The sequence below is a fragment of the Methylocystis silviterrae genome (assembly GCF_013350005.1).
Lineage (GTDB): Bacteria > Pseudomonadota > Alphaproteobacteria > Rhizobiales > Beijerinckiaceae > Methylocystis > Methylocystis silviterrae.
On record NZ_JABVWW010000006.1, the window covers coordinates 133,948 to 145,192 of the forward strand.

The 11,245-nt window shown below is 63.9% G+C and carries 8 protein-coding genes; all 8 read right to left on the reverse strand.

The features are described from left to right. Nucleotides 1-77 precede the first annotated feature (77 nt). The 8 genes from infB to cysD all read right to left on the reverse strand — a co-directional run bounded on the left by infB (nucleotide 78) and on the right by cysD (nucleotide 11,223). Nucleotides 78-2,702 (reverse strand): translation initiation factor IF-2, encoded by a 2,625-nt coding sequence (infB, locus tag HUN39_RS09285; RefSeq protein ID WP_175094189.1) that lies wholly within the window; start codon nucleotides 2,700-2,702, stop codon nucleotides 78-80. A 37-nt stretch (nucleotides 2,703-2,739) separates the two neighbouring features. Further along, the gene (locus tag HUN39_RS09290; protein WP_232366006.1) at nucleotides 2,740-3,393 is read right to left on the reverse strand and encodes an RNA-binding protein; all 654 of its coding nucleotides are present in this window, start codon (nucleotides 3,391-3,393) and stop codon (nucleotides 2,740-2,742) included. Between the two features lie 16 nt (nucleotides 3,394-3,409). Further along, entirely contained in the window at nucleotides 3,410-5,005 is a 1,596-nt protein-coding gene (gene nusA, locus HUN39_RS09295; protein WP_175094192.1) for a transcription termination factor NusA, read from the reverse strand. Between the two features lie 2 nt (nucleotides 5,006-5,007). Continuing rightward, nucleotides 5,008-5,763, reverse strand: coding sequence for a ribosome maturation factor RimP (gene rimP, locus HUN39_RS09300; protein WP_175094193.1), 756 nt, complete (start codon nucleotides 5,761-5,763; stop codon nucleotides 5,008-5,010). Between the two features lie 275 nt (nucleotides 5,764-6,038). Beyond that, entirely contained in the window at nucleotides 6,039-7,166 is a 1,128-nt protein-coding gene (gene rfbD / locus HUN39_RS09305) for a dTDP-4-dehydrorhamnose reductase (protein ID WP_332310742.1), read from the reverse strand. After that, a complete protein-coding gene (gene rfbB, locus HUN39_RS09315; protein WP_210266913.1) occupies nucleotides 7,163-8,239 on the reverse strand; it encodes a dTDP-glucose 4,6-dehydratase in 1,077 nt (358 codons plus the stop codon). Before rfbB ends, rfbD begins: the two co-directional genes overlap by 4 nt. A 180-nt stretch (nucleotides 8,240-8,419) precedes the next feature. Next, complete coding sequence (gene cysC / locus HUN39_RS09320; protein WP_175094195.1) at nucleotides 8,420-10,321, reverse strand: adenylyl-sulfate kinase; 1,902 nt, start codon at nucleotides 10,319-10,321, stop codon at nucleotides 8,420-8,422. Continuing rightward, on the reverse strand, nucleotides 10,321-11,223 hold the full coding sequence (cysD, locus tag HUN39_RS09325) for a sulfate adenylyltransferase subunit CysD (protein WP_175094196.1): 903 nt from the start codon (nucleotides 11,221-11,223) through the stop codon (nucleotides 10,321-10,323). Before cysD ends, cysC begins: the two co-directional genes overlap by 1 nt. Nucleotides 11,224-11,245: the final 22 nt, after the last annotated feature.

Consider the following 11,245-nt stretch of genomic DNA (forward strand, 5'->3'; position numbering starts at 1 on the left):
AAGGTAGCGCGGCTCAGCGCAACGAGGATGGCCGGGACGCGCCCGGCCATGATGTTTTTGCGGCGGCGCAGCGCCGCCTACAGCGTTCGCTTGATTTCCTCGACGCGATAGCACTCGATGACGTCGCCGGCGCGCATGTCCTGGTAGTTCTCGAAAGCCATGCCGCATTCCTGTCCGGCCGTGACTTCCTTGACCTCGTCCTTGAAGCGCTTGAGCGTCGAGAGCTTGCCCTCATGCACGACGACATTGTCGCGGATAAGCCGCACATTGGCGCCGCGCTCGACATTGCCGTCGGTGACGCGGCAGCCCGCGACCTTGCCGACCTTCGAAATATCGAAGACTTCAAGGATCGTGGCGTTGCCGAGCATGGTCTCGCGCAGCGTCGGCGCAAGCAGACCCGACATCGCCGCTTTCACATCGTCCACGAGATTGTAGATGATGTTGTAGTAGCGGATCTCGATGCCGGCGCGTTCGGCCGCGTCGCGCGCCTCTTTGTGAGCCCGCACGTTGAAGCCGATGACCGCGGCGTTGGAGGCTTCGGCGAGCGAAATATCGGATTCCGAGATGCCGCCGACGCCGGCATGCACGATGCGCGCCCCGACCTCGTCGGTGCCGAGCTTTTCGAGCGCCGCGGCGATGGCTTCGACCGAGCCCTGCACGTCGCCCTTGATGACGAGCGGGAATTCCTTGCGGCCCGCCGTCTTGAGCTGGCTCATCATGTCGGAAAGCGAACCGCGCGCCGAACCGCCGCGCGCGGCGATCTTGTCGCGCTTCATACGCTCGCGATATTCGGCGATCTCGCGGGCGCGGGCTTCCGACTCGACGACAGCAACGCGGTCGCCCGCTTCCGGCGTGCCGCTGAAGCCCAGAATCTCAACGGGGAAGCTCGGTCCGGCCTCGGGTCGCGCGGCGCCCTGATCATCGAGCAGCGCGCGCACGCGGCCCCATTGGGTCCCCGCCACGACAATGTCGCCGACACGAAGCGTGCCGCGTTGAATCAGCATGGTCGCGACAGGCCCTCGGCCTCTGTCGAGCCGCGCCTCGATGACGGTGCCCTCGGCGGCGCGTTCGGCGTTGGCCTTCAGGTCAAGCACCTCAGCCTGCAGCGCGATCAGTTCGAGCAGCTTGTCGAGATTGGTCTTCTGCTTCGCCGAGACTTCGACTTCGAGCGTCTCGCCGCCCATGGTCTCGACCTGCACTTCATGCTGCAGCAGTTCGGTGCGCACCCTCTCGGGCTTCGCGTCCGGCTTGTCGATCTTGTTGATAGCGACGATCAGCGGCACATGAGCGGCGCGGGCGTGATTGATCGCCTCGATCGTCTGCGGCATGACGCCGTCGTCGGCCGCAACGACCAGCACCACGATGTCCGTCACCTTGGCGCCTCGGGCGCGCATCGCCGTAAAGGCGGCGTGGCCGGGCGTGTCGATGAAGGTGATGGCGTGACCGTTCGGGGCCGTCACCTGATAGGCGCCGATATGCTGGGTAATGCCGCCGGCCTCGCCGGAGACGACATTGGCCTGTCGAATGGCGTCAAGCAACGACGTCTTGCCGTGGTCGACGTGGCCCATGATGGTGACGACCGGCGGACGCGCCGTCAGATCGGCGTCGACGTCGGGCGTGTCGAACAGGCCTTCCTCGACGTCGGATTCGGCGACGCGCTTGACCGTATGGCCCATCTCTTCGGCGACGAGCTGCGCCGTATCGGCGTCGATGACGTCGTTGATTTTGTGCATCTCGCCCTGCTTCATCAGCAGGCGGATGACGTCGACGGCGCGCTCCGACATGCGGTTCGCGAGTTCCTGAATGGTGATCGTCTCGGGAAGGATCACCTCGCGCAGAACCTTTTCCTTCTGCTCCACCTGACCGCGGAACAGCCGCTGCTGCCGGCGCTTGAATGAGGCGACGGAGCGGGTGCGCTCTTCGTCGGTGCCGGCGGTGGCGGTGGAGACCGTCAGACGGCCTCGATCCTTCATCGCGCCGCCGCGAGAGGGAGTCGGGCGTGGCGGCTGGGGCGGCGTAAAGCCGCCGATGGTGCGCACCGGCGGACGACGCACCGCGGCTTCGCCCTCGGTGCGAACGGGGGCGCGCGTCGCGGCCGGACCAGGCGCGGCAGCAGCCCCGACGGGAGGACTGCGCGGCGCCCCAACGCCGGCGGCGTCAGCCGGCAGCCGGCGACGCGCCTCTTCCTCGGACTTGCGTTTCGATTCGGCTTCGCGCGCGAGACGCTCTTCTTCCTCGCGCTTGCGCGCGTCGGCGGCGGCGCGCTCTGCGTGTTCGCGCTCCTCGCGTTCATTGCGCGCCTTGGCGTCGATTTCCGCGCGGCGGCGATCTTCCTCTTCGCGCGATTTCGCGTCGACCAGCGCGCGGGCGCGCGCTTCGCGCTCCTCATCGGTCAAGGCGCGCAGCACGACGCCGGAGCCGGAGCGCGGCGCGGGCGCGGGACGTTGGGTCGCGGATTTCGGCGCGGCCTTCGGCGGCGGCGTCGGCGACTCCGCAATCGGGGCCGTCGCGCCGGCCGGCTTCGCCGGTTCGGCCTGTCCGGGCGCGCGACGCTTCACCTTCTCGACCACGACCACTTTTGAGCGGCCATGGGAGAAGCTCTGACGGACCATGCCGTGCTCGACCGGTCGCTGCTTTAGGTGCAGCGTCTTCGACGGCGCGACGGTCAGAGTTTTGTCGCCGCTGTTCTCGCCTTCGCTCATCCAGTTCCCAATCCTGGGTCGCTACGACCCGTTAATTTCACTCTGCGCAGCCGTTCGGCTTCGCTTCGATTTCGTCGCCCATCGCCGTCGCGCCGTCGATGCATACGCCCCGATAGGCTGCGAGTCGACGGCATCGCCCGATGAAAGCCGTCGTCGGACCGCTCCCGGCGAGGGCAGCATGTATCACATTTGTGCGGCCCAACGCCAAATCCAATTGCAGCGACGAAAATAGGCCGATGACGGGGGTCGTCGATCCAGCGCGCCGGGCCGCTTGGGCAAGCTTGCGCTTGCCGTCTTCGCCGCCGTCGCGCGCTTCGATAAGCGCGCGGACAGATCCTTGCGCGAGGGCGTCGGCGACCTTGCCGAAGCCGGCCGCAACGGCGCCCGCCTTATTGGCCAGCGACAGCATCTGCAGACAATCGGCCTCGAGCAATCGGTCGACGTCCTCGGCCAGTTGCGGCGCGGCGTCGATCTGCGTCTTCAGCGCGCGCGCGAACAGACGCTTTTGCGCCGCCTGCGCCACGACGTCGGCGCGCGCCGTCACCCAGACGCCGCGGCCAGGGAGCCGCGCCTTGATGTCGGGCGCGAGCGCGCCGTCCGGCCCGCGCACAAAGCGGATCATCGCCTCGGGCGCGCCGCTCTGGCGCGTCACGATGCAGGTCCTCTCCGAAACATGCGGCTCGCGCGTCATGCCCTCGATCAATCCGCTATTCGCCTTCCGCCGGAGCTTCAGCCTCGACTTCGGTTGTCGCCACCGGCTCCTCGATCCAGCCCACGCGCACCCGCGCGAACATGATCATCGCTTCAGCCTCTTCACGCGACAGATCAATGCCTTCGAAAAAGCCCTCGTGCTTGGTCGTCTCGCCATCCTTCTTCTCGCTCCAGCCGACGAGGTCGTCCGGCACGCAGCCGGCGAAATCCTCCATCGTCTTCACGTCGTTCTCGCCGAGCTTGACCATCATCGCGCTCGTCAGGCCCTCGATCTCGCGCAGGTCGTCGGCGACGCCAAGCGCCTTTCGGCGCTCTTCGTTCTCCGCCTCGATGCGCTCCAGATAGTTCTTGGCGCGGTTCTGAATTTCCGCGGCGGTATCCTCGTCGAAGCCCTCGATCGTCGCGAGTTCAGGAAGTTCGACATAGGCGAGCTCCTCGACCGAGCGGAAGCCCTCGGACGCCAGCAGCCGCCCGACGACCTCGTCGACGTCGATGGCGTTCATGAACGACTTCGTGCGTTCGACGAATTCCCTCTGCCGGCGCTCCGACTCTTCGGCCTCAGTGAGAATGTCGATGTCCCAGCCCGTCAGCTGTGAGGCGAGACGCACATTCTGGCCGCGCCGCCCGATCGCCAGCGAAAGCTGATCGTCAGGCACCACGACCTCGATGCGTGAACTGTCCTCGTCGAGGACGACCTTGACCACTTCCGCCGGCTGCAACGCATTGACGATGAAGGTCGCGGCGTCCGCGGACCAGGGAATGATGTCGATGCGCTCGCCCTGCAGCTCGCCGACGACCGCCTGAACGCGGGAGCCGCGCATGCCGACGCAGGCGCCGACCGGATCAATCGAGGAATCGCGCGACACCACAGCGATCTTGGCGCGCGAACCGGGATCGCGGGCGACCGACTTCACCTCGATGACGCCGTCATAGATCTCCGGCACTTCCTGCTTGAACAGCTTCGCCATGAATTGCGGATGGGTGCGCGAGAGGAAGATCTGCGGGCCCCGCTGCTCGCGGCGCACATCGTAGACATAGGCGCGGGCTCGATCGCCCGGGCGGAACATTTCGCGCGGAATCATCTCGTCGCGGCGGATAATGGCTTCGCCGCGGCCAAGGTCGATGACGACATTGCCGTATTCGACGCGCTTGACCACGCCGTTGACGATTTCGCCGATGCGATCCTTGTATTCCTCATACTGGCGGTCACGCTCGGCCTCGCGCACTTTCTGCACGATGATCTGCTTTGCAGACTGCGCGGCGATGCGGCCGAAGTCGAAAGGCGGCAGCGTTTCGGAGATCCAGTCGCCGGACTGCGCCGCCGGATTGCGCTTGCGCGCTTCGGCGAGCGAAATCTGCGTCGAGTCGTTTTCCACCTCGTCGACGACAAGCAGCAGCCGCGAGAAGCGAACTTCGCCCGTCTTGGAATTGATCTCGGCGCGCACTTCGGTTTCCTGGCCGTAGCGCGAGCGCGCCGCCTTCTGCAGCGCGTCCTCCATCGACGCGATGACGATCGAACGGTCGATCGACTTTTCGCGCGCGACGGCTTCGGCGATCTGCAAAATCTCAAGTCGGTTGGCGCTGACGGCCATTGTTAGTCTCCCCTCGAACGGCCGGAGGGCTTTGGTTTGCCGCCGGCCTTCTTGAACTGGGTTTGAACGCCGGCCGGAGCCAGCGGTTTTTGCTTCTGTTGCGCGGGGCCGCGAAAGCGCCCCGGCCCGCGGCGCGGACGTTCCTCCGCGTCCGCCTCCTCCTGCTTCTCTTCAGTCTGTTGGAGCTTTCCAGCCCGCAGCGATTCGCGGATGAGCGCCTCGGTCAGCACCAGCCGGCCTTCGTCGAGGTCGGCGAGCGGCAGCGACACGGCTTTTTCTTCGTCCGAGCGCGCGTCGGTGCGCTCCAGCGCGAGCGTCGCGCCTTGCCCCTCGCCTTCGACGCCGCGAATGACGCCGCGAAAGCGCTTGCGTCCGCTCGCCACGGGATGGGTCAGTTCGATCTTGACTTCGTGACCGATGGCGCGGTGAAAATCCGACAGACGCACCAGCGGACGATCGACGCCCGGTGAAGAAATCTCCAGACGATATTCGCTGGCGATGAGATCGGCGACATCGAGTTCGGGCGACAACGCCTGGCTCGCCGCCTCGCAATCATTAACGGTCATCGTTCCGTCCGGACGCTCCGCCATGATCTGCAGAATCGGTCCGTTCTGCTGCAAGAGCCGCACGCGCACCAGTCGGTAGCCCAACTGCGCCAGCACCGGCTCTACAAGATGCGCTACGCGCGCGGCGACGCCGGTCTCACTGACGAGACGCGGTTCGTCAAAGGTCGTGCTGGCGGCGGCGTTTTGCGTCAAGCCTTGTCCTTGAAGCTCTCGAACGATCAAAGCAAAAAGAGCGGGTCCCCGGAGGGCCCCACTCTCAATCGGCGACCATCCGAGAATGATCGTTATGAGATGAAGTTCGGCCCTATATGGCAGGAGAAGGCCCAAAAATCAAGAAATCTTGAGACCCATCGCAGGGGAATGGGGTGAAGGATTGTTTTCCTTACCCTCATCCTTGTAGCTTAAACCGTGCCGGAGCGTCATTGGATGCAGCCTGGCGCCGCTGACGCCACGCATGGAAACGCTGTTCAGGGGGGAAGTAATCGGGCGACACAGGCGTTGACGGAATCGCGCCATTGCGGCAGCGCGACGCCGTAAACGGCTTGAAGCTTGGCGTTGTCGAGCCGTGAATTCGCCGGACGGCGGGCGGGCGTCGGATAGTCTGCGGTGGCGATGCGCTTGACGCGCACGGGCTTGCGGCCCTGCCTCTCCGCCGCGGAAAAGATCGCGTCCGCCATGTCCGCCCAGCTTGCCTCGCCCCGCCCGGTCATGTGGAAAACGCCGCGCAGACGCGGATCGGAATCGTCGACCAGCCTTTCGGCGATGGCGAGCAACGCGTCGGCGATGTCGAGCGCGTTCGTCGGATTGCCGATCTGATCGGCGACGACGCCGATTTCATCGCGCGTTTCGCCAAGACGCAGCATCGTCTTGACGAAATTCGTTCCAAACGGACTGTAAACCCAGGCGGTGCGCAAAACGGCGCAATTCTCGCAGCGCGCGGCAATCTGCCTTTCGCCTTCGAGCTTCGAACGTCCATAGGCCCCGGTCGGGCCGGGTTCGTCGTCTTCGCGATAGGGGCGATCGAGCGTTCCATCGAAGACGTAGTCGGTCGAAAGATGCAGCAGCGGCACCTTCAGTTCGGCGGCGGTTTCGGCGACGAAGCCCGCGCCCGCGCCATTGACGCGCATCGCGACGTCGGGTTCGCTCTCGGCCTTGTCGACCTGAGTGTAGGCGGCGGCGTTGACGATGGCGTCGCAGCGCACGCTGCGCAGCGACGCGAGAACCATGTCGCGCGAGGAGAGGTCGAAGCGCGGACGGCCGAGCGCGAGCATTTCGACGCCTCTCGGCGCGCGCTCGATGAGGGAGCTGACGACCTGGCCGGTAAGGCCGGTGACGGCGATGCGCTTCATCCTGCCCACTTTACCCAAAAACCTCCGCCAGATCACGCAGCCGCGGCCATTTGCGATCCTGTCCGACAGCACGGCGTTTCCGGCGGCGGCGGGCCACGCGATCCCGATGTCAGGGTCGTCCCAGGCGACGCCGCAATCATACCGCGGCGAATCGAAGTTCGTCACTTTGTCGATGACTTCCGTATCGGGCTCGAGCGTGACGAAACCATGCGCGAATCCGACAGACAGCCCCCTGTCGCGCGTCAGGCGACGGCGTCTTCATCTTGCTCGGCAAGCACGCCGACGCGCTCGCCCCGATAGGCGCCCGAACGGATCGCTTGCCACCAATCCGAATTGTCGAGATACCAGCGCACGGTTTTGCGAAGACCAGTTTCGAACCGCTCGGCCGGCCGCCATCCGAGTTCGCGCTCGATCTTGGAGGCGTCGATGGCGTAGCGCGGATCATGTCCCGGCCGATCGGCGACGAAGGCGATGAGATCGCGGTGCGGTCCGGCGCGCCGCGGACGGAATTCGTCCATGAGGTCGCAGATCGCTTCGACCACGTCGATATTGCGCCATTCATTGCGTCCGCCGACGTTATAGGATTCGCCGACTTCCCCTTCGCGCGCAACGCGCATCAGCGCGAAGGCGTGGTCCTCGACATAAAGCCAGTCGCGCACATTCTCGCCGCGCCCATAGACCGGCAGCGGCTTCTCCTCGATCGCGTTGATGATGGTGAGCGGAATGAGCTTCTCGGGAAAATGATAGGGGCCATAATTGTTGGAGCAATTGGTGACGATCGTCGGAAGACCATATGTGTGGCGCCAGGCCCGCACGAGATGATCCGACCCCGCCTTGGACGCCGAATAGGGCGACGTCGGCGCATAGGGCGTGTCTTCGCGGAACAGGCCTTCCGCGCCGAGCGCGCCGAACACCTCATCGGTGGAGATATGTATGAAGCGGAAGGCGCGCGCGTGGGCGCGATCGAGCCGCCGCCAATAGTCGAGCGCCGCCCGCAGCATGACGAATGTGCCGACGACATTGGTTTCGACGAAGGCGGCCGGCCCGTCGATCGAGCGATCGACATGGCTTTCGGCCGCAAGATGCATCACGACGTCGGGCTGAAAATCCTCGAAGGCGCGCGCGACCGCCGCCACGTCGCAGATATCGGCTTGAACAAAGGAAAAACGCGGACTGTCGGCGATCGTCCGCAGCGATGTGAGATTTCCCGCATAGGTGAGCTTGTCGAGAACGAGAATCTGGTCGACGCTCTTGCCGATCACGGCGCGCGCAACGGCCGAGCCGATGAACCCCGCGCCCCCGGTGATCAATATCTTCATCAAAGGCCCGCTTCTCGCGATCGACTCCGCCCTGAAATTCGCGCCCTCACGCCCGCCAGGGCGAGCCTTATTGCGAAGGCGGCGGTTGTCGCTCAAGCCGTTTACGCGGACTCTGTGGCGGAACAACGTCATGGCGCTGACCTGAACGACGTCTTGCGCCGCTATACGCTCAGCAATTCGCTATACGCTCAGCAATTTGTTCGCCTCGAGATAAGCGATAATCTGGTCAGCAATGGCTTCGGCCGAGTGTTCGGCGGAACTGAGCCTTAATTCCGGGGATTCCGGCGCTTCGTAGGGCTGATCAACGCCGGTAAAATTCTTGATCTCGCCGGCGAGCGCGCGCCTATACAAGCCCTTGGGATCACGCTCCTTGCAGACATCGAGCGGCGTGTCGATGAAAATCTCGATGAACTCCTGTTCTCCGACGAGCGAGCGCACCATCCTCCGTTCAGCGCGGAAGGGGGAAATGAAGGCGCAAAGCACGATCAAGCCCGCCTCGACCATCAGTTTCGCGACTTCTCCCACCCGACGGATGTTTTCGACGCGGTCGGCTTCGGTAAAGCCGAGGTCCTTATTGAGGCCGTGCCGCACATTGTCGCCGTCGAGCATCAGCGTATGGGCGTGACGTTCGACAAGCTTGGATTCGACGAGATTGGCGATCGTCGATTTTCCCGCGCCGGAAAGCCCGGTAAACCATAGGACCGCGGGCGTCTGATGTTTGAGACGCGCGCGCGTCGCCTTGGAGACGGATTGCTCCTGAAGATGGATATTCGTGGCGCGGCGCAGAGGAAAGGCGATGATCCCTGCGGCGGCGGTCGCATTGGTGAAGCGGTCGATGAGGATAAAAGCGCCCGTCGTGCGGTTTTCATCGTAAGAATCAAAAGCGACGGGCGCGGCGGTGGCGACGTTGCAAAAGCCGATCTCATTGAGGCTCAGCGTCTTGGCGGCGCTCTTTGCGCCAGTGTCGACATCGAGCTTGTGCTTGATGTCTGTCACGCTCGCGGCAAGAGATCGGCCGTTGATCTTGATCAGGTAGGAACGGCCAGGCAGAAGGCTGTCGTCGCTCATCCAAATAAGATGCGCGGCGAATTGGTCGGCGACGTTCGGGCGCGTTGTCGGATGGCAGAGAACGTCGCCGCGAGACGCGTCGATTTCGTCGGCGAAGGTCACCATAACTGAGTCCGGCGCAGCGGCGCTGAACAGGTCTCCGCCCATGGCGACGATACGCGCGATCTTGGTTTTCCGTCCGGAGGCCGCCGCCACGATTTCATCGCCGACCTGGATGCGGCCGGAAGCGATGGCGCCGGCGAAGCCTCGGAAGGCGTCGCTTCGGCGATTGACCCATTGCACCGGCAGCCGCAGCGGCGCATCGGCGCCATCCGTCTCAACGTCGACGTTTTCGAGATAGGCCAGGAGACTGGGGCCGTCACGCCACGGCATATCCGCCGAGCCGGCGACGACATTGTCGCCGTAGCGGGCGGAGATGGGAATTGCTTGGACGGAGCGAAAGGCGAGCGATGCGGCGACGCTTTCAAATTCGCCGACAATTCTTTCAAACGCGGCTTGGTCGTAATCAACAAGATCCATTTTGTTGACGGCCAGCACGATGTGCCGAACGCCAAGGAGAGAGGCGATCGTCGCATGTCGCCGCGTCTGAGTCAGCAGACCCTTGCGGGCGTCGACGAGCAGTATGGCCAACTCGGCGTTAGACGCTGCCGTCGCCATGTTGCGCGTATACTGCTCATGGCCGGGCGCGTCGGCCATGATGAACGAACGCGCGGGCGTGGAGAAATAGCGGTAAGCGACATCGATCGTGATGCCTTGCTCGCGTTCGGCCTCAAGTCCGTCGACCTGCAAGGCGAAATCGATCTCCTCGCCCAAAGCGCCATGCCGCAGCGAGTCGCTGCGCAGAGCGGCAAGTTGATCGTCGAAGATCAGCTGACGTTCATAGAGAAGACGCCCAACGAGCGTTGACTTGCCGTCGTCGACCGATCCGCAGGTCAAGACCCGCAAAGTGGGTCGCGGCGGGTTCGGCTGCGCTTTCGAGAGGATTGCCGCATCTGCGATAAACGGGGCGGTCATCAGAAATAGCCCTCGCGCTTCTTTCGCTCCATCGACGCAGACTCATCGAAATCGATCAGCCTGCCCTGACGTTCAGAGGTCGAGGCATGTCGCATTTCCGCGATGATCGCCTCCAGCGTAGCCGCCTCCGACTCAATCGCTCCAGTCAGCGGATAGCAGCCCAGCGTTCGAAAGCGTACGCGCCGCGTCTCGACGACCTCTTCTGGCGCCAGCGGAAACCGTTCATCATCGACCATGATGTAAGCGCCGTTGCGGCGGACGATCGGCCGTTCCTTTGCGAGATAAAGAGGCACGACCGGGATGTTTTCCGCGGCGATGTAATCCCAGACGTCGGTCTCGGTCCAATTCGACAGCGGGAAGATTCGCATGGTCTCGCCAGCGCCGAGGCGAGTGTTGAATATCCGCCAAAGCTCGGGGCGCTGACTCTTAGGATCCCAACCGTGGGAGGCAGTTCGATGCGAGAAGATGCGCTCCTTCGCCCGACTTTTCTCCTCGTCGCGACGCGCGCCGCCGAAGGCCGCGTCGAATCCGCCTTCGTTCAGCGCCTGTCTAAGCGCCTCGGTTTTCATTGCTTGCGTGTATGCGGATGAGGAGCATGTGAAAGGCGAGACGCCGCGCTTTCGCCCGTCTTCATTTGTGTGAACGATCAAATCCATTTCGACGCGCGCCGCGGTTTGGTCGCGGAACGCAATCATTTCGCGAAACTTCCACGTGGTGTCGACATGCAACAGCGGGAAGGGCGGCTTGGCTGGAAAAAAGGCTTTGAGCGCGAGATGCAACATCACGCTCGAATCCTTGCCGATAGAATAGAGCATCACCGGACGCCGGAACTCGGCCACGGCTTCTCGCAAAATGAAAACCGCTTCGGCTTCGAGCCGGCGCAGATGGGGCGTGAGAGGCATTCTTCCTCAAAAATTAGGAAAT